The following is an 18,906-nucleotide window of genomic DNA, read 5'->3' as shown; positions in this document are numbered from 1 at the left end:
TGGATTGCAGTGGCCTGTGGGATGCAGTGGAGACTTATTCTTCGGTGGGTGCCGCTACCGCTCCGCCCTGGTCCATCAAATCCGCTTCCTGCTTGTCGCGCACGGTTTTGGAGATGGTGAAAGTGCTGCTGATCAGGAACAGCCAGCTCACCACCATGAAGCCTTTTTGCCAGACGTCGATCTGCATACGCCACAGGCCCCAGGCCGTGAGTGCAGATGCCGCCGCAAACGCAGCCCAGACCGTCATCACCCAGGCACCCGTATCAACCTGGCCGTCGCGGTTGTCGCGGATGGTTTTAGCCAGCGCCAGCGTAGCAAACAGGCAAAAGAACATGCCGATGGCCAGAAAAGCCCGGTCCAGCTCCTGGCTAGGCAGCTGCAAAATGCCCACCGCACAGCAGGCAATCGCTAGTGCAAACGAGATACGGGTTTGCATGCGCCAGCTGGTGGTGTCACGTTGCATGATGTATTTGGCGTTCGCCATGGTGTGTCCTTAAAAGTAAAGAAAAAAGAGGTTTACAAAGCGACGGGCCCGGCCATCGAGGCCGCCGTGGCGTCGCGGGCTTTTTGCTGGCGCACGCGGTCCAGGTAGGGCTCTGCCAAGGCTATTTGTTGTTGCATGGTGGCGTTGTTCTGGCCCATCACGTCGATGGCCTTGGCGCGGAAGGTATCCATCGCGTCCATGGCCTTGAAGGTCTGATCAAACATTTCTTTGATCTTGTCGATGCCCAGCATTGGGTTAGAGGCAAATTGCGCGGTGCGCTCCACGTGGGTGTTGAGCTGGCGGCCTGTCTCGGCAATCAGGTTTTCAATGCTGCTGTTCACGCCGGTCAGCATGTCCATCACCGCAATCTGGTTGCCGGTGGCGCGGGCCACGGTTTGCGCTACGGCCAGCGCGCTCATGCCGGTAGTGGCCACGCGGGTGCAGCCGTTCATCATTTCGCGGCCAGTTTTTTTCAGCACATCCAGCGCTAGGTAGCCATTGGTGCACACGGCCTGCTGGGTCAGCATGTCGGTGAGGTTCTGGCGCGCATAGAACTGCACTTCTTGCTGCAAGGCCTTGGCACGTTCGGGGTCCGTGGCTTGCAGGCTGGTGACTTTGGCGGCCAGGGAACTGTCCAGGCTTTCGGCAAAATGAATGGCTCCACCTAGCTTTTGCATGGCCTCCCACAGCTTGCCCCGCACAGCTTCCACCTCGACCACATCGCGCTGCATGTCGTCACGGGCGGCGTAGAGCTGCTGCATGCTGCCTTGGAGCTGGCTGCCCGCACTTTCAAACTTGCGAAAGTAGGCCTGCAGCTTGTTGCCAAACGGAATGAAGCCGAGCAGCTTTTGCGGCTGGAACAGGTCGCCCTGCTTACCAGGGTTGAGCGCATCCAGGTGGCCACGCATCTCCTGGATGGCCTTGAACGCACTGGTGTTCTCCACACCCACAAAGTTGCGTTGCATGAAACTGCCCTGCATCAGGCTGGCAGCGATGGATATCTCTTCCTTCCCCAGGGCAAACGCACTGTCGAGCTTGGCCTTGAAGGTGTCGGTGTGCAGGTCTTCGGTCAGCAGCGCGGCCACGAAGCGGTCAACCTGCTCGTCCACTGCTGTCTTCAGCGTGGGCGGCAGCGGTACCGCCGAGTTGGCGACTTCAGGCGCCAGCGGGCTTAGAACTTCGGGCGGCGTGAGCTGAAAAGCAGGGGCTGCGGTAGACATGGCAAGGCTCCGTATGACAGGGTATACAAACAGTGTAATGTAGGTCTAGGCCACTGAGCAACGCCTCTCATTTGCTATTATTTAAATAGCTGTTAGCGCTTATGGATTAAGCGCTAAGGTCTAATTTCTCTCTTAAAACGGTGACTCGGCCAAGTTCACCGGTTGCAGCGGCACTGCATCGGGCTTGGTACCCGCCTCGCCCAACGCCATTTCACCGCCCAAGGCGATCAGCAGGTCGGGGATCATCTGGCGCATTTCGCCGGTGGCGATGGCTGCGTCGGCATCAAAGCCGTCTTCTTTCTCTTGCGAAGTGCCATCGAACACGCCATCCAGAAAGGTCACTTTCTTGACCTGCAGGCTCTCGGTGAGCACAAAGGACACGCGGTCCTCCCAGGTCATAGCCAGCTTGGTGGGCAGCTTGCCGTCGGCCACGTGCTGGCGCACTTCGTCGATGTCCAGCGCGTGGCGGGCGTATTTGACGACCGATTTGGATTCATCCGCGGCCTTGAGTTCGCATTCGCGGTCGATGCTGAAACCGGCGGGCGGCTCCTGCGTGGTGAGCCAGTTGGCCATGGCGGTGGCGGGCGACAGGCTGGTGTTGATCTGCAGCACGGCAAAGCCGTCGATGGCCTTGACCAGGGCGGTAATCACCTCGTCGGCGCGGCCCTGGCTACCGGCATCCACCACCAGCACCAGGGCGGCGGGGTCGATCCACACCAGCACTGCGCCGCGCTTGGTGAAAGCCATGGGCAGCAGCGACAGTTTTACGTCTTCGCTGATCTCCTTGCGTTCCTTTTTTCCGGGCTTGCGGCCCGTGGTGGCCTCGATCTGGGCCAGGCGCTCTTCAGATTTGCGTTTGATCACCGAGCTGGGCACGGCCTTGCTCTCGAACATCAGCTTCAGGATCAGCTGGCCGCCGATGGACTCCAGCAGCGGGCCGTTGGCCACGCCACGCGGCTCGGTCCAGCCAACCGACATTTCCTGGCTGGCACCGCATTCGGCAAAACGGTCTTTGTCCAGCGCCGTTTCAATCGCCAGCAGGTCGGGGGCCCAACCGGGGCCAATGCGGTACACCATCACATTTTTAAACACGGGAATTCTTTCTGCGTTGATTCACAAGAGCCGGTGATTGTCGCTGTTCAAGATCGAACTTTACATTCGGCATGGCGGGACTTATTAGGGCCTTTACAAGTGCATTCCACACTTGCCTCCAACCTGTCGCCAATCCCGGCAGCAGGCGAAAGTCCCCCTATTTCCCCAGGAGTTCGCACATGGCATCCACCCGCACACCGTTCAAAAGTCTTGTTTTAGCTGGTCTTCTGGCCACCGTAGGCGCTGCTGCTTTTGCGGCTGACGCTCCACCGCCACCCGCTGCTGCTGCCACCACCGGCATGGCCAAGCACGACCCGGCCAAGATGCAAGCGCATATGCAAAAGCGCCAGGCCGACTTGAAGGCCAAGCTCAAGCTCACCGCCGCCCAGGAACCCGCCTGGACCACCTTCACGGCCAGCATGCAACCGCCTGCCCACGGCCCCCGTCCGGACAAGGCGGCCATGGAAAAACTGACCACGCCTGAGCGCATGGACAAAATGCGCGCCATGCACGCCGAGCGTGGTGCCCACATGGAAAAGCGTGCCGAAGCCACCAAGGCTTTTTACGCAGCACTCACGCCCGAACAGCAAAAGGTGTTTGATACCAACACCATGCACCACGGCGGCCGCGGTGAGCACGGTGGCCGCCACCACAAGGGCTAAGCAGCGTTACAGGTAGAGAGAGAAGACCTTCCAGAAACACCGCAGAACTGGCAATGCCCGGCTGCTGGTGTTGCCCCCTGCAAGGGGGTTGGAGAAAGATGCGAAGCACTGTAGCCTGGGGGTGAACCTAATCCCCTAGCCCAGCATCTTGGCTAGCTCACCGGTCTGGATGAGCTTTTGCAGATCGGTAAATCCGCCCACCAGCGTGCCCCGCACGAACACCATGGGCAAGGTGGGCCAACCGGTCCACATCTTCAGAGCGCCACGCTCGCGCCACATGCTCAGATAACTGCCGTACTCCAGGTAATGGTGCGGCACCTGTGCCGCATCCAGCGCCTTGCGGGCCCGGCGCGGAAACGGATTGGCCCGCATCCCCACCACCACCACCGCATGCGCCGCTACTGCCGCCTGCACCTCTTGCACGATGGCCCGCTGTGATGCCGCCACCTTGTCGCGCACGGCGGGGTGGATACGGGCTTCTTCGAGGATGGAACGGGGCATCGAGCTTCCTTAGAACAAAGCACACAGCATAGCCCAGCGGGCCTGCCGCAAACCCTGTGGATAGTTTTTGCATAAGCCAGCAGTTATCCACAGCTTGTGGCAATCCTTAAAAGTTGTCCCTATTTGCGTGACACCAGAAAAGCACAGTCGCGCACAGCCGTCAAAATGGCCTAAGTGCTTGAGCCAAAAGGCTTATCACACCTTATCCACAGCCAGGTGCAGTCCTTACTACTACTACTATTTGATTAATAGAGATATTAGAAGAAGAGAGAAGCCAAGCCGCGCCTGAAATTACGTCTCGATCGTGTCGTGCGTGGCCACGCTGCCCTGTCGCCAATAGCCTGCCGCTTTGGTCCACTGCGGCTGCACGCCGCGTTCGCCCACCAGATGGGCGCGCAAGGCCTTGGCGGTGTGGGTTTCGCAGCCCACCCAGGCGTGGATGTCGCCGGGCGGCAAGGCCAGGCTGCGCAGGCGCTCCAGCAGCAGCGGCTGCTGGCCGTGGGGTTGGCCCTGGCGGTGTACCCACACCACCGTGGTGTTCGCGGCGCTGGCCAGGGTTTGCTCGTCTTCTGGGCCATCTACTTCGATCAACACCAGCGCAGGGGCACCGGCGGGCAATTCAGCCAGGCGGCGGGCGATGGCCGGAATGGCGGTGTCGTCGCCGATCAGCAGGTGGCCGTCAAAGTCGGTGGGCAGGATGAAAGAGCCGCGCGGGCCGCCCACGCCTAGCGTCTGGCCTATCTGCGCCTGCGCTGCCCAGGTGGTGGCCGGGCCTGCGTCGTGCAGGGCGAAGTCGATCACCAGGGTGAGCGCTTGCGGGTTGAACTGCTGCGGCGTGTAGTCGCGCATGGTGGGGCGCGGGCCGTCTTCGGCACCGCCGGGTAGCACCAGTTCGCCTGTAACGGCATCAGGGAAGAAGACTTTCACGTGGTCGTCAAAGCCGGGGCTGGTAAAGCCTGCCAGATCGGGCCCGCCCAGGGTGATGCGGACCATGTGGGGTGTGAGCTGCTGGGTTTGCACCACGGTGAGCTGGCGAAATTTGAGCTCGTGGCGGACGCGGGTGGCGGTGCGGTTGGGGGTGTTGGTGTTCATTCAGATTCTTTCGAGTTGTTGGGCCGCGTTGTCCAGAATCTGGGCAAAGGCGTGGGCTTGTTCGTCGCTCAAGGGGGCTCCGCCCAGGCGCATGCGGGCGGCCAGCTTGAAGTTTTCCAGTGCGCGCACCACCTGCGGTGGACGGCCTGGGTGGGGGGTGTCGGCATTCGCCATGCGCGACAGCAGGGCATCGGCCTCCACCCGGTTCTCGGCCAGAAAGGTCTGGCCTGCGTCGGTGATGCTGTAGAGCTTGCGGCCACCGCCGCTCTCGGCCATGGTGGTGTAGCCCAGCTCTTCCAGCAGGGTCAGCGTGGGGTAGATCACGCCGGGGCTGGGGCTGTAGCTGCCGCCCAGGCGGTCGCCGATCTCTTTGATCAGCTCGTAGCCGTGGCGGGGCTTGTCGGCTATCAGTTGTAGCAGCACCAGGCGCAGGCCGCCGTGGCCAAACACCCGGCCTGGCCCGCCGCCGTGGCGACCACCGCGCCCGGGGTGGTCACCGCCCGGGTGCGGATGCTCGCCACGCACGTGGTGGCCATGGTGCTGCGGGTGGTGGTGCTCTGCACGGCCATGGCGGGGGCCGCCGTGTTCAGGGTGGTCGCAGCGTTTTTCAAAATGGGGCATGGGTTCTTTCGATGGGGTTTAGATGCCATTACGATATATCTAAATCGCATCGAAAGAAGCACAAAAAGACAATACCCCTGCGCTGCCACAGGGATATTTGCTACGCTATGTATAGCTTCTTGTGCTTATGGAATAAGCGCCAGAGGCCGATTTTGTATCTAAACCTGCCGCAGATGCCAGGCCTTGGGCCGGGTGAAGGTCTGGATGCCGTAGGTCGATAACGTCAGGCCCACGCCCGAGTCGCCATGGCCGCTCCACGGCAGGCGGGGGCTGACGCGGTCGCAGCAGTTCCAGTAGACGCTGCCCGCGTTTACCTGGGCCAGCACGGCGCGGGCGCGGGCCTCGTCGGGGGTGAATACACCCGCCGTCAGGCCGTAGCGGGTGTCGTTCATCAGGGCCACGGCCTCGGCATCGCTGGCCACTTTCTGGATGCCGATCACGGGGCCGAAGCTTTCCTCGCGCATCAGGTCCATGCCGTGGTGGACGTTGACCAGCACGGTAGGCGCGAAGGTGTTGCCCGGCAGGCGCGTGCCGCCGGTGAGCAGTTGTGCGCCTTTGGCCACCGCATCGGCCACCTGCGCGTCCAGCACGTCAAGCTGGGCGGCGCGGGTGATGGCACCGATGTAGGTGTCGTCTGCCATGGGGTCGCCCACCTTGAAGCCGTGCACGGTGTCCACAAACGCGGCCACAAATGCATCGAACACCTTTTCGTGCACGTAGATGCGCTCCACCGAGCAGCAGCTCTGGCCGGTGTTGTACATCGCGCCATCGGCCAGGGAGGCGGCGGCGTTGGCGGGGTTGGCATCGTCGCAGACGTAGGTCGGGTCCTTGCCGCCCAGCTCCAATTGCAGCTTGACCATGCGCGGACCCAGGGCCTGGGCGATCTTGGCCCCGGTGGCGTAGGAGCCGGTAAAAAACAGGCCGTCGATGCGCTGCGCCTGCAGGGCCGCCCCCACCTCGCCGCCGCCCACGCACAGGGCCAGCACGTCTTGCGGCACACCCGCAGCATGCAGCAGCCGGGCGATGGCCATGCCGGTCAGCGTGGCGAATTCAGACGGCTTGTAGAGCACGGCATTGCCCGTCAGCAGCGCGGGCAGGATGACGTTGCAGCCCACGAACCACGGGTAGTTCCAGGCGGAGATATTGGCCACCACGCCCAGCGGGATGTGTTGGATCTGCTCGGTCATGCCGCCGTCGGTAAACACGGTTTGGGTGGCGGTGCTGGCCTCGGCTTCGGCCAGAAAGAAGTCGATGCGGCCCAGCAAGCCGTTGAGCTCGTTGCGCGACATAGCGATGGGTTTGCCGGTCTCGGCTGTCATGGTGGCCGCCAGGGCCTCCAGCTCGGCCACCACAGCGCTGCGGAAGTGGGCCACGCAGGCCAGGCGCTGGGCCAGCGGCGTGGCGGCCCAGGCGGGCTGGGCGGCACGGGCAGCCTGGTATTTGGCGGTGACGCTGGCGGCATCGTCGGCGGGCACCTGGGTGATCTGCAAGCCGGTGGCGGGGTTGTGGATAACAAGGGTGGTCATGCGGAGTCCTTGGCGGCTTGAGCGGCGGCCAGAAAGTCGGTGAGCAAAGGGGTGTCGTCCAGCGTGCCCAGGGCAGGCTGGTGGAATTCGGGGTGCCACTGCACGGCGGCCACATAGGCCGGGCCGGTGCTGCGGATGGCTTCGATCATGCCGTCGTCCGGGCTGCGGGCTTCGACCACAAAGCCGGGCGCCAGATCTTTGATGGCCTGGTGGTGGATGCTATTGATTTGATTGCTGCTTGCGCCCGCCAATAGGGCGCTAAGCCGTGTTTCTGGCACGATTTCCAGCGCGTGGAAATGGTGGTCGTAGGCATCGGCATCGCGGTGCAGCACGGCCTCGGGGCGCTGGGTGGCGATGTCTTGGTACAGCGTGCCGCCAAAGGCCACGTTGATCAGCTGCAGGCCCCGGCACACACCAAACACCGGCTTGCCCGCCGCCACAAAAGCGTGCACCAGGGCCTGCTCGTAGCCGTCGCGGATGCGGTCGCCGCTCCAGCGCTCCTGCAGCGGGGTCTCGCCATAACTGCCAGGCCACACGTCGGCCCCGCCGTGCAGCACCAGGCCGTCCAGCCAGTGGGCATAGTCGCTGTAGCCGATGTCGCCGCGCGCGGTGTCTCCGGCGGGCGACGGCACCATCACCGGCAGCGCGCCGCCGGACATGATCCAGTGCGCCATGGACTGCTCGACGTACTGCAGCGTCTTTTTGGCAAAGGCGGCGCGCGCCGGGTCGGGGTGCAAAAAGCAGGCGCTGATGCCGATCTTCAAACGGTCTTTAGGGTGACGTATCACATCGCCTCCAAAAACAGCGCCTCGAAATCTGCCGCCGTGCAGGGCCGCGGATTGGTCTGGTGGCACATGTCGGCGGTGGCAATTTCTACCAGGCGCGGCAGGTGCTCGGGGCGCACGCCAAAGTCGGCCAACCGGGTGGTGATGCCCACGTCCACCTTGAGCTGGCGCAGCCAGGAAATGAAAGCTGGACCGCCGCCGTGTACTTTGCACACATGGGCCAGCTCGTCGAACTTGTGCGGTACGGCAGCAAAATTCCAGGCCATCACGGTGTCGATCATCAGCGCGTTGGCCAGGCCGTGGTGCAGGTCGCACACGGCACCCAGGGCGTGGGCGCAGGAATGCACCGCGCCCAGGTCTTTCTGGAATGCAATCGCGCCCATCATCGAGGCCATCATCATGTCGGACCGGGCCTGCAGGTTGCCCGGTTCGCGCACCGCCGTGCGCAGGGCGGCGGCAGCGATGCGCGTGCCCTCCAGCGCAATGCCATCGCACAGCGGATGGTAGGCGGGCGAGAGGTAGCTTTCAATGTTGTGGGTGAGTGCGTCCATGCCGGTGGCAGCCGTCACGTGGGCGGGCAGGCCCAGGGTGAGCTCGGGGTCGGCAAACACGGTTTTGGCCAGGATGTGGGCGCTGAACACCACGCGTTTGAGGTGGGTGTCGTTCTCGCTCACCACGCTGGAGCGGCCCACTTCCGAGCCGGTGCCCGAGGTGGTGGGCAGGGCCACAAAGTAGGGCAAAGGCTGGGTGATGGGGCGTACCTGGGGGTGGTCCCACACGTATTCCAGGATGTCGCCGGGGTGGGTGGCCGGAATGCCCACCACCTTGGCCACGTCCAGCGCCGCGCCGCCGCCAAAACCGATCACGCAATCGGCGTTGTGGGCTTTGAAGGCGGCTGCGCCGTCCATCACCTGGCTACAGGTGGGGTTGCCAAACACGCCGCTGAACACGGCCACGTCCAGCCCCTGCAGGTGGGTCAAAAACTCGGCCATCACCGGCAGCGCGGCCAGGGCCTTGTCGGTGACGATGAGCGGGCGTTTCAGGCCCTGGTCAATCAGGTGCTGGGCCACGCGTTTGCGGGCACCGGGGCCGAATTGGATCGGCGTGGGGAAGGCGAAGGAAGAGATGGTCATGGTGTGTTTTAAATGATTTCGAAGTAGCGTTTCATTTCCCAGTCGGTGACGGCATCCAGCCACTGCCGCCATTCCCATTCGCGGGTGGCGGCAAAGTGGTCGACGAAGGTGTCGCCCAGCCAGTCACGGGCGACGGTGGACTGCTGGAAGTTGCGGGTGGTTTCAATCAGCGTGCGGGGCGCGCGGGCGATGTGCTCTGCGCCGCCGTTGGTGCCGGTGATGGGCGGGGTGGTGAGCTTGAGGCCCTTCTCCACCCCGTCCAGCCCGGCGGCAATCACCGCGGCCATGGCCAGGTAGGGGTTCACGTCGGCCCCGGGGCAGCGGGTTTCCAGCCGGGTGGCCTTGGGGCTGCCTGCGATGACGCGGAAGCTGGCGGTGCGGTTGTCGAGGCCCCAGGTGGGTTTGACCGGGGCCCAGAAGCCGTCGACCAGGCGCTTGTAGCTGTTGATGGTGGGCCAGATCATGGGGCCGAATTCCATCAGGCAGGCCACCTGCCCGGCCAGGTAGCTCTCGAACAGCGGGCTCATCTTGCGCAGGTTGCCGCCATCGAAAAACAGGTTGTTCTTGCCCTCATCACCCAGTTTCATGAGGCTCTGGTGGATGTGCCCGCTGCAGCCCGGCATGTTCTGGTGCGGCTTGGCCATGAAGCTGGGCATGATGCCAAAGCGGGCACCGATTTCCTTGGCCCCGGTCTTGAACAGAATCGCCCGGTCGGCCTGCGCCAGCGCCTCGCTGAAGCCAATCGCCACCTCGAACACGCCCGGCCCGGTTTCGGTGTGCAGGCCTTCGATGGGCACGCCAAAGGCCAGCATCTCGTCCATCAGCGCGTTGAAGAAGGGCCGGTTCTGGTTCATGCGCAAGAGCGAATAGCCAAACATGCCGGGCGTGAGCGGCGTGGCCCCCACGCCTTTTTTGTCGGCCCAGGTTTGCGGTGTTTCCAGGAAGTTGAACCACTCGAACTCCATGCCCGTCATCACCTGGAAACCCATTTTCTCGGCGCGCTTGAGGACTTTTTTCAGTGTCTGGCGTGGGCACAACGGATGCGGGCTGCCATCGGCCAGCACAAATTCGCCCAGAAAAAACGGCACCTTGTCGTCCCAGGGCACGTTGCGGGCGGTGTTCAGGTCGAGCCGGGCCAGCGCGTCGGGGAAGCCGTGCTGCCAGCCGGTGACGGTGGTGTTGTCGTAACACACGTCCAGCATGTCCCAGCCCAGCACCACGTCGCAAAAGCCGAAGCCGCCCGCCGGGTAGGGCTCGGCCGCGCCCATGAACTTGTCGATGTGCAGGTACTTGCCGCGCAGCACGCCGTCGATGTCGGCCACCGCGACTTTCACCTTGGCGGCACCGGAATTTTGCAGCGCGGCCAGGGCCGGGTGCTGGGGAGAAGTAGTTGCCATCTTGTCTCTCGCTGTATTTTTGATCCGCCCATTCAAGCGCGTCGCACTGTGCTTGTCAATTCTGGATTTGGTAGATTGTTAACAATCTGCAATATGTCTTGCCTTGGCAGCGTTTCGCGGTTACACCGCCAAAGCAGTTTCCGCCGTCGCGCGTTCTGGTGCTCTCAAGAGCAGGCATGGGATGTGCATGTGTTCATTTTCCATTCATCGGGAATTACGCAAGTTCCCCCTGTAAGCCCGAAGGGCGATACAGGGGCGCTGCGCAAGTCCTATTCCTATTATTTGAGAGGTCCTTGATGTCACTATCGCCCCAACAGGTTGCCGACGATGCCAGCGTGCTGCAAAGCATGGGCTACAAGCAAGAGCTGTCGCGCACGATGAAGCCGTTTTCCAACTTCGCGATTTCCTTCTCCATCATTTGTATTTTGTCGGGCGGCATCAACTCGCTGTCGCAGGCCATTTCGGGGGTGGGCGGTGCGGCCATCGGCATCGGCTGGCTGGTGGGCAGTGCCATCAGCCTGGTGTTTGCGCTGGGCATGGCGCAGATCGGTTCGGCCTTTCCCACCGCCGGGGGCCTGTACCACTGGAGTTCGATCCTGGGCGGGCGGGGCTGGGGCTGGCTGACCGCCTGGCTGAACCTGCTGGGCCTGGTCACGGTGCTGGGGGCCATCAACGTGGGCACCTTCTATTTCTTCATCGGTGCGTTTGGCACCAGCTTGGGGTGGGAACCCACCTTTGCCACCCAGGCCGCGTTTGTGATTGGCATCACCGCGCTGCAGGCGCTGGCCAACCATGTGGGCATCAAGCTGACGGCGTTTTTGACCGACATCAGCGGCTACCTGATCTTCGCCACCGCCATTGGCCTGACCGTGTCGCTGTTGGCCTACGCCCCCAGTTTTGACTTCGCGCGCCTGTTCACCTTCAAGAACTACAGCGGTGATGCGGGCGGCGGTGTCTGGCCCGCCACGCAAAGCATGTGGATGCTGTTTGGCCTGGGCCTGCTGCTGCCCATCTACACCATCACCGGCTTCGATGCCTCGGCCCACACCGCCGAAGAAACCATGGGTGCATCGCGCGCCGTGCCCAAGGGCATCGTCACCTCGGTGCTGTACTCGTCGCTGTTTGGCTACCTGATGCTGTGCGCGTTTGTGATCGCCATCCCCGACATGGACAAGGCTGCCGCATCCGGTGGCGGTGTGTTCTTTGGCACCATGGATGCAGTGCTGCCTGCGGGCCTGAAAGCCGTGCTGTACTGGGCCATCTTTGCCTCGCAATTCCTGTGCGGGCTGGCCACGGTGACCTCGGCTTCGCGCATGGTTTTTGCGTTTGCCCGCGACGGCGGCCTGCCCGCCTCCAACGTGTTGAAAACCGTACACGCCACGCTCAAATCGCCCGTGGCCGCCATCTGGACGGCCTGCACCATCGCCGTGCTGTTCACCCTGTACACCCCCGCCTACACCACCATCGTGTCGGTTACGGTGATCTTCATCTTCATCTCTTACGGCCTGCCGATCGCCCTGGGTGGCCTGGCCTACGGCGGCACCTGGACCAAGATGGGCCCGTGGGACATGGGCCCGGTGTTCCGCCTGGTGGCCTTGCTGGTGACTTTGAGCGCGGCGCTGATCTTGTTCCTGGGCGTGCAGCCACCGAACGACGCGGCCTTGAAGATCACGCTGGCGTTCTTGGCGTTGACGGCGGTGGTCTGGTTTGGCTTTGAACGCCGCCGTTTCAAAGGCCCACCGGTGGCCAGCATGACCGCAAAGTAGATAGAGTTGACGTTCACCCCCAGGCTACAGCGCTGCGCGTCTTCCGCCAACCCCCTTGCAGGGGGCAACACCAGCAGCCTGGCAAAGCCAGTTCTGCGGTGTTTCTGGAAAGGGCGCGTTCTCGCTGTTGTGGGAGTTGTCGGTAATGCAAAGTAGATTAAATTCAGGGAATGTCAGTCCCTCATCCCACCATCGCCCTCCTGCAAACCAGCTCCCTCACCAGCGTGGTACAGCAAGAGCTGGAAAGGGCGATTCTGGTGGGCGAGTACCCGCCGGGCACCAAGCTGATCGAGGCCGCGCTGGCCCTCAAACTGGGGGTGTCGCGCGGTCCGGTGCGCGAGGCCTTTCGAATGTTGGAAGAAGGCGGCCTGCTGCGGGTAGAGAAGAACCGGGGCGTGTTCGTGCGCGACATCCCCACCGCAGAAGCCATCGAAATTTTTGACCTGCGCGCCACCCTGGACGAGCTGGTGGGCCGCCAGCTGGCGGTGCACATCACACCCGCGCAGCTCAAGGAAATCAAGGCCCTGGTGGCCGAGATGGAGCGCCAGGTGAAGGCCCAGGATGCCTATACCTACCACCTGCTCAACCTCAAGTTCCACGACCGCCTGGTCGAGCTGGCGGGCAACCGCAAACTCACCGAAATCTACCGCAAGCTGATCAAGGAGTTGTCGCTGTTTCGCCGCCTGAATCTGGCCGACAGTTGGCTCATGCCCATCACCGCCCACGAGCACCGTCCCATCGTCGCCGCCATCGCCTCGGGCGACCCGGAGCGGGCAGGCCGCGCCATGTTCGAGCACGCCATGGACAGCAAAAACCGCACCATCTCCAACGAGCTGGCGCGCGCCACCGGCGTGCCGCTAGCGGTCAAAACGCCGCGCCGCAAACGCGTGTAATTCCGCCGCTACGGCTTCCACCACTGGCCCCCAGCCGCCGCCCGCCGGTTGGCGAAACAAACGCATAACCTCTGGGTACCAGGGCGAATCGGACCGCTCTGTCAGCCAGCGCCAGTCAGTCAAATAGCCGGGCAGCAGCACCCAGCAGGGCTTGCCCAAAGCGCCCGCCAGATGGGCCACGGCGGTGTCCACGCTGATGAGCAAATCCAGCTGCGCCACGATGGCTGCGGTGTCGGCAAAGTCCTGGATCTGCGCGCCCAGCGAGGTGGCTACCCAGGGGGCCGTCTCGTCCTCGCCTGCGCCTTTTTGCAGACTGATGAAGCTGATGCCCGCCACAGCGGCCAGCGGCTGCAGCGTGTCCAGGTGGGGCAGCGAACGTTCGGCATCGTTTTCAAATTTCGGGTTGCCTTTCCACACCAGGCCCACGCGCAACCCCGTGGTTGGCAGGCGCGGTGCCCAGGCGGCCACCAGTGCGGGCTCAGCGTGCAGATAGGGCAAGGTAGCGGGCACGGTGTCCAGCCGCGTCTGGCACAGCGCGGGCAGGCTCAGCAGTGGGGTCCAGCAGTCGGTGGGCGGCACGTCTTCATCAAATGCCACCAGCGCATCCACGCCGGGCAGTGTGGCCAGCAGGCATTTCAGCGGCGGGTGGCACAGCAGGGTGACGTGCCCGGCCCCGCGTGTTTTCAGCTCTGCGCAGTAACGGCCAAACTGCAGCATGTCGCCATGCCCGGCCTCAAAGCCCACCAGTACCGACCGCCCCGCCAGCGGCTCACCCTGCCAGCGCGGGCAGTGCAGTTGGCGCTCTAAAGCGGCATACCAGTCGCGCGACTCGAACTGCGCCCAACCCTCCTCCCACCGCCCCTGGCGCAGCAGCAGATAGGCCAGGTTAAAGCGCGCCTTGGCGTGGCCGGGCGCAAGAAAGATGGCTTCGCGGCAGGCTTCTTCGGACTCCAGCTCCAGCCCCATGCGGGCGTACACCGCGCCCAGGTTGCACCAGGCGGCGGGGTCGTCGCGCCGCAGCCGCAGCGCCTGTGCGCAGGCCACTTCGGCTTCATCGAGTTGGCGCAGCAGCAGCAGCACCCCGGCCAGGTTCACCCAGGTCTGCGGCAGCGTGGCGTTGTGGGCCAGCGATGTGCGGTAGCTGTCGGCGGCCTCGGCCAGTGCGCCGCGTGCTTCCAGCGCCAGCCCCAGGTTGGCGTGCGCCTCGGCCAGCGTGGGCGCCAGCGCCAGGGCCGCCCGCAGGCAGGTTTCGGCACCCGCCGCATCGCCTGCGGCGAGCCGCTGGGTGCCGTCGAAAAACAGCGCTTCGGCGTTGGGGAGGGTGTGGGACATAGCGGTATTCTCGGTGGTCTGCCGCACCGGGCAAGAGTCCTAAAAAGATAGCTGCTCACGCCGATGGAATAAGCGGTAGAGGCCGATTTGGCTTAAAAACGATTTTCAGGAGATGCACCCATGTTCACAGGCATTCTGGTCACCAAGGACGACGCGGGCTACCGTGCCACGCTACAGCAGATCGATGGGTCCCAACTGGGCGATGGAGATGTGACGGTGCGCGTCGAGTGGTCCACCCTTAACTACAAAGACGGCCTGGCTCTCACCGGCGCGTCGCCCGTGGTGCGGCGTTTCCCGCTGGTGCCGGGCATCGACTTTGCGGGCACGGTCACGCACAGCGCGCACCCGGCCTGGAAGGCGGGCGATCAGGTCATTCTGAACGGCTGGGGCGTGGGCGAAACCCACAGCGGTGGCCTGGCCCAGCAGGCGCGTGTGCCCGGCGACTGGCTGGTGGCCTTACCCCCGGCCTTCACCACCCGCCAGGCCATGGCCATCGGTACGGCAGGCTATACCGCCATGCTGTGCGTGCTGGCGCTGGAAAAACACGGCATCCGCCCCGCAGATGGCGAGGTGTTGGTTACCGGGGCCAACGGCGGCGTGGGCAGCGTGGCCATCGCCCTGCTGGCCAAGTTGGGCTACACCGTGGTGGCCAGCACCGGCCGCCCGGCCGAGGCCGACTACCTGCGCGCCCTGGGCGCCACCAGCATCATCGACCGGGCCGAGCTCAGCGCCCCCGGCAAGCCGCTGGGCAAGGAGCGTTGGGCCGGGGTGGTCGATGCCGTGGGCAGCCACACCCTGGCCAACGCCTGCGCCACCACCCGCCGCGCCGGGGCGGTGGCGGCCTGCGGGCTGGCGGGCGGCATGGACTTCCCCGCCAGCGTGGCCCCGTTTATCCTGCGCGGCATCAGCCTGTACGGCATCGACAGCGTGATGTGCCCCCTGCCCCTGCGCCAACAGGCCTGGCAACGCCTGGCGCAGGACCTGGACGTGGCCAAGCTGGAGTCCATGACCCGCGAGATCGCCCTGGATCAGGCCGTGGCCACCGGGGCCGCGCTGCTCCAGGGCAGCGTGCGCGGGCGGGTGGTGGTGAAGCTATAAAAACAAGAGCTGCTCACGCTGATGGAATAAGCGTTAGCGGCCTAAAACACTTACATCAGCGCCAACCGGCATCTACCCAGTAGTTGTGCCCGGTGCACATGCGCGCGTCGGCTGACGCCAGGAACAGCGCCATGGCGGCGATGTCGCTAGGTTGGATGCGCTCTTTCAGGCACTGGGCGGCGATGATGGCGGCCTCGCCCTCGGGCGTGTACCACTGCGCCTGGCGCGGGGTTTCCACGTTGCCGGGCAGGATGCAGTTGACGCGGATACGCTGCTGCCCCAGCTCGCGGGCCAGGGCCCGGGTCATGCCTTCGATGCCGGCCTTGGCCGTCTCGTACAGCACCAGGTTCTCCAGCCCCAGGTGCCAGGCGATGGAGCCAAAGTTGATGATGGAGCCGCCGCCGCGCGCCTGCATGCCGCCCACCACCGCCTGGGCGCAAAACAGCAGGTGGCGCAGGTTGACGCCGATGCGGTCGTCAAAGTAGGCGGGGGTGACCTGGGCCAGCGTGTGGCGGTCGTCGTTGCCCGCGTTGTTGACCAGCACGTCCAGCGCTCCGATGGCCGCAAACGTGCGCGCGATGGCCTCGGTGTCTTGCAGGTCGCACAGGTGGAAAGTGGCGGACTCGGGTGCCACAGCCGGTGCCATGCGGTCCAGAAAGTGCACCTCGCAGCCCTGGCGCACAAAGGCCGTGACCAGCTCTGCGCCAATGCCGCTGGCACCGCCGGTGATGGCCACGCGCTGGCCCGCCAGGCTGGGGTAGAGGGTGTGGGAGGGTGTGGTCATGGTGTCTCTGTGTTTTAGTTTGATGCCCGTACTTTATCGAAGTTATGCGCTTCACAGGGCACTACCGCACAGGTACTTTCCATACGCCAGTCGCGGCCCAGCATGCGGGGGGCCGTGCCCAGCACCTGTACGGCGGTGGTTAGCGGGGTGTCGGCACTCGATGGGCCGACCATCACGTCAAACCAGCCCGGCTCCACGCAACGTTGCCCGTTTGGGTGGGTGAAGCACAGCATGTCCACCGGCACATTGAAGTTCAGCCGCGCCACCTGCCCCGCCGCCAGTTCCACGCGCTGAAAAGCCTTGAGCTCTTTCACCGGCCGCACCACCGAAGCCAGCCGGTCGCGCACATACAGCTGCACTACCGCCACGCCGGGGCGGCTGCCGGTGTTGGCCACCTCGCACTGCACGCGGACATCACCGTCGGCCAGGTCCACCGCGTCGTTCTCCAGCACCAGATTCCGGTAGGCAAACTGGGTGTAGCCCAGGCCGTGGCCAAACGGGTAACGGCTGCCGAAATGGAAGGCGATGGGTGTGCCGCCGCTTTTCAGCGAATGGTTGTAGAAAAACGGCATGGCCCCAGCGCTGGTGGGTACCGACACGGTCATGCGGCCCGTTGGCTCCTGCAGCCCGGCCAGCACCTCGGCCAGTGCCGTGCCGCCCTCTTGCCCGCCCGCAAACGCCATCAGGTAGGCGGCCACGCGGCTTTCCAGCCCGCCCAGGTGGTAGGGCCGCCCGGACATCTGCACCACCACCGTGGGCGTGCCGGTGGCCACGATGCGTTCCAGCAGCGCTTGCTGCACGCCGGGCAGGCTGAGCGAGTCGGTGTCCGAGCCCTCGCTGACGGTGCCGGTCTGGAACAGGCCCGCCAAGTCGCCCACGCAGACGATGGCCACGTCGGCGGCCTGCGCGCAGGCCACGGCCTCGTCCATGCCGTCGGTGCGCTGCGACACCGGCGACACCCGCTCCACCCCGGCAGGGGCCACATCGCCGGGAAACACCGGCGCGCCACTGTGCCGCTGCTCCAGGATCGCGCAGCCCTGGGCGTAGTGCACATTGGCCGCGCCAAACACCGCCTGCAGGCCTTGCAGCGGGGTGGCGATGTGGTCGGTGCCCTCGGTCTGGTCCTGCAGGATCAGGTGCGCCGGAAAGCTGTAGCCGCTGAGCAAGGCCATGGGGTCGGCGGCGGTGGGGCCGATCAGCGCGATCTGCGGTTTTTTGGATGGCTGCAGCGGCAGGATGCCATTGTTCTCCAGCAGCACGATGGACTGGCGGGCCACGTCCAGTGCCGCCTGCCGCGCCGCCGGTTGGCGCAGCGGCACAAAGGGCTTATCTGCAAAGTCGCGCTCGAACAGGCCCAGACGGAATTTCTCGGTCAGCACCCGGGCCACGATTTCGTCCACCTTGGCGATGCTGAGCAGGCCGCGCTCGATGGCGGTGGCCAGGTGCTGGGCGCAGTCGTCGCCGGGCAACTCCATGTCCAGCCCGGCGTTAAAGGCCAGCGCCGTCGCCTCGGCTGCGTCGCGGGCCACGCCGTGGTGCTGGTACAGCAGGCTCACGCCCACATAGTCGGCCACCACCAGGCCGTCAAAGCCCCACTGCGTGCGCAGCACTTCGGTGAGCAAGTGCGTGGAGGCGTGCACCGGCTCGCCGTCGATGTCGTGGTACGCGGGCATCACCGAGCCTGCACCGGCCTGCTTGACGGCCATCTCGAACGGCAGCAAAAACGTGTCGTTCAGCGCCCGCCAGCCCAGGTGCACCGGCGCGTGGTTGCGCGCGCCTTCGCTGGCCGAGTGGCCGACAAAATGTTTCAGCGTGGCCAGCACATCGCGCTGCGGCCCCTGCAGGCCACGCACATAACGGGTGGCCAGCACGCCGACCAGGTACGGGTCTTCGCCCAGGGTTTCTTCGGTGCGGCCCCAGCGCACATCGCGCGACACATCCAGCACCGGTGCCAGTCCCTGCTGGCAGCCCACGGCGCGGCACTCCAGGCCGATCTGCGTGCCTACCTGCTCGATCAGCGCCGGGTTCCAGGTGGCGCTCATCGCCAGGGCCGACGGGAACAGCGTGCCGTCGCGGGTCATCAGGCCCACCAGGCATTCTTCGTGCGCAATGGCCGGTATGCCCAGCCGGGTTTCAAAACGCAGGGTGCGCTGTAGCTTGTTCAGTGCGCGCAGGCCGCTGGCGGCATCCACGCCGTGTGTGCCCAGCGGGCGGGTGATCTGCCCCAGGCCATTTGCCAGACGGTGGCGCAAGGTGGCCGGGTCGCTGTGGCCAATGAAGGCCTCGCCGGAGCGCACCTGGTGCGCACCGTCTTCGGCCAGCACCAGCCAGAAGGCGTGCAGCTGGGCGGTTTTTTCGGCCAGCGTCATGCGCGCCAGCAGGTCGGCCACGCGCTGAGGGATGGGTTGCAGGGGGTCTTGGTAGGGCAAAAGTGTAGGCATGGCTGCTACGTTAGCGTTAACGTTATAAACTGCGAATCGGACAAACCCTAGGTTACCGTGGTAGACAATCGACGCTACC

Annotated in this window: 17 protein-coding genes; 4 read left to right on the top strand and 13 right to left on the bottom strand. The window is 64.5% G+C overall.

The genetic code is table 11. The features are described 5' to 3' along the window. Nucleotides 1-34: 34 nt before the first annotated feature. From AC097O_RS11990 to AC097O_RS11980, 3 genes are all read right to left on the bottom strand, one after another. Entirely contained in the window at nucleotides 35-484 is a 450-nt protein-coding gene (locus AC097O_RS11990; RefSeq protein WP_479593030.1) for a YiaA/YiaB family inner membrane protein, read from the bottom strand. Nucleotides 485-516: 32 nt separating this feature from the next. Further along, on the bottom strand, nucleotides 517-1,704 hold the full coding sequence (locus tag AC097O_RS11985; protein WP_479593028.1) for a toxic anion resistance protein: 1,188 nt from the start codon (nucleotides 1,702-1,704) through the stop codon (nucleotides 517-519). Nucleotides 1,705-1,836: 132 nt separating this feature from the next. Further along, a complete protein-coding gene (locus AC097O_RS11980) occupies nucleotides 1,837-2,796 on the bottom strand; it encodes a recombination-associated protein RdgC (protein ID WP_479593026.1) in 960 nt (319 codons plus the stop codon). A 179-nt stretch (nucleotides 2,797-2,975) separates the two neighbouring features. Between AC097O_RS11980 and AC097O_RS11975 the strand changes: the two genes are divergently transcribed. After that, nucleotides 2,976-3,458, top strand: coding sequence for a Spy/CpxP family protein refolding chaperone (locus tag AC097O_RS11975; RefSeq protein WP_479593024.1), 483 nt, complete (start codon nucleotides 2,976-2,978; stop codon nucleotides 3,456-3,458). A 135-nt stretch (nucleotides 3,459-3,593) separates the two neighbouring features. Here the strand turns inward: AC097O_RS11975 and AC097O_RS11970 are convergent, their stop codons facing one another. The 7 genes from AC097O_RS11970 to AC097O_RS11940 form a co-directional block, all read right to left on the bottom strand. Next, complete coding sequence (locus tag AC097O_RS11970) at nucleotides 3,594-3,959, bottom strand: glutaredoxin (protein ID WP_479589548.1); 366 nt, start codon at nucleotides 3,957-3,959, stop codon at nucleotides 3,594-3,596. A 291-nt stretch (nucleotides 3,960-4,250) separates the two neighbouring features. Continuing rightward, nucleotides 4,251-5,051, bottom strand: coding sequence for a siderophore-interacting protein (locus AC097O_RS11965; RefSeq protein WP_479593022.1), 801 nt, complete (start codon nucleotides 5,049-5,051; stop codon nucleotides 4,251-4,253). Then, nucleotides 5,052-5,672: a PadR family transcriptional regulator gene (locus AC097O_RS11960; protein WP_479593020.1), complete on the bottom strand. Its 621-nt coding sequence runs from the start codon at nucleotides 5,670-5,672 to the stop codon at nucleotides 5,052-5,054. A gap of 158 nt (nucleotides 5,673-5,830) precedes the next feature. After that, nucleotides 5,831-7,198 (bottom strand): aldehyde dehydrogenase family protein, encoded by a 1,368-nt coding sequence (locus AC097O_RS11955; protein ID WP_479593018.1) that lies wholly within the window; start codon nucleotides 7,196-7,198, stop codon nucleotides 5,831-5,833. Further along, a complete protein-coding gene (locus AC097O_RS11950) occupies nucleotides 7,195-7,986 on the bottom strand; it encodes a gamma-glutamyl-gamma-aminobutyrate hydrolase family protein (protein WP_479593016.1) in 792 nt (263 codons plus the stop codon). Before AC097O_RS11950 ends, AC097O_RS11955 begins: the two co-directional genes overlap by 4 nt. Next, the gene (locus AC097O_RS11945) at nucleotides 7,983-9,116 is read right to left on the bottom strand and encodes an iron-containing alcohol dehydrogenase (RefSeq protein WP_479593014.1); all 1,134 of its coding nucleotides are present in this window, start codon (nucleotides 9,114-9,116) and stop codon (nucleotides 7,983-7,985) included. Before AC097O_RS11945 ends, AC097O_RS11950 begins: the two co-directional genes overlap by 4 nt. 8 nt (nucleotides 9,117-9,124) lie before the next feature. Then, nucleotides 9,125-10,513 (bottom strand): glutamine synthetase family protein, encoded by a 1,389-nt coding sequence (locus AC097O_RS11940; protein ID WP_479593012.1) that lies wholly within the window; start codon nucleotides 10,511-10,513, stop codon nucleotides 9,125-9,127. A gap of 296 nt (nucleotides 10,514-10,809) precedes the next feature. On the opposite strand from AC097O_RS11940, the gene AC097O_RS11935 reads away from it, so the two are divergent. Further along, complete coding sequence (locus AC097O_RS11935; RefSeq protein ID WP_479593010.1) at nucleotides 10,810-12,279, top strand: amino acid permease; 1,470 nt, start codon at nucleotides 10,810-10,812, stop codon at nucleotides 12,277-12,279. A gap of 170 nt (nucleotides 12,280-12,449) precedes the next feature. Then, nucleotides 12,450-13,172 carry a phosphonate utilization associated transcriptional regulator gene (locus AC097O_RS11930; RefSeq protein WP_479593008.1) on the top strand — a complete coding sequence of 241 codons (723 nt, stop codon included), beginning with the start codon at nucleotides 12,450-12,452 and terminating at the stop codon, nucleotides 13,170-13,172. On the opposite strand, the gene AC097O_RS11925 is transcribed toward AC097O_RS11930, so the two are convergent. Beyond that, complete coding sequence (locus AC097O_RS11925; RefSeq protein WP_479593006.1) at nucleotides 13,137-14,504, bottom strand: tetratricopeptide repeat protein; 1,368 nt, start codon at nucleotides 14,502-14,504, stop codon at nucleotides 13,137-13,139. The genes AC097O_RS11930 and AC097O_RS11925 overlap by 36 nt on opposite strands. Before the next feature lie 120 nt (nucleotides 14,505-14,624). Here AC097O_RS11925 and acuI point away from each other — a divergent pair, with 120 nt between their 5' ends. Then, on the top strand, nucleotides 14,625-15,602 hold the full coding sequence (gene acuI / locus AC097O_RS11920) for an acrylyl-CoA reductase (NADPH) (protein ID WP_479593004.1): 978 nt from the start codon (nucleotides 14,625-14,627) through the stop codon (nucleotides 15,600-15,602). Nucleotides 15,603-15,657: 55 nt separating this feature from the next. Here the strand turns inward: acuI and AC097O_RS11915 are convergent, their stop codons facing one another. Further along, entirely contained in the window at nucleotides 15,658-16,386 is a 729-nt protein-coding gene (locus tag AC097O_RS11915; RefSeq protein WP_479593002.1) for an SDR family NAD(P)-dependent oxidoreductase, read from the bottom strand. A 14-nt stretch (nucleotides 16,387-16,400) separates the two neighbouring features. Next, on the bottom strand, nucleotides 16,401-18,827 hold the full coding sequence (locus AC097O_RS11910; protein ID WP_479593000.1) for a glycoside hydrolase family 3 N-terminal domain-containing protein: 2,427 nt from the start codon (nucleotides 18,825-18,827) through the stop codon (nucleotides 16,401-16,403). Nucleotides 18,828-18,906 lie beyond the last annotated feature (79 nt).

The sequence above is a fragment of the Rhodoferax sp. LS1P39 genome (genome assembly GCF_056521425.1).
Note: the sequence above shows the minus strand (reverse complement) of the source record. Positions and strands in the feature narration are given on the sequence as shown.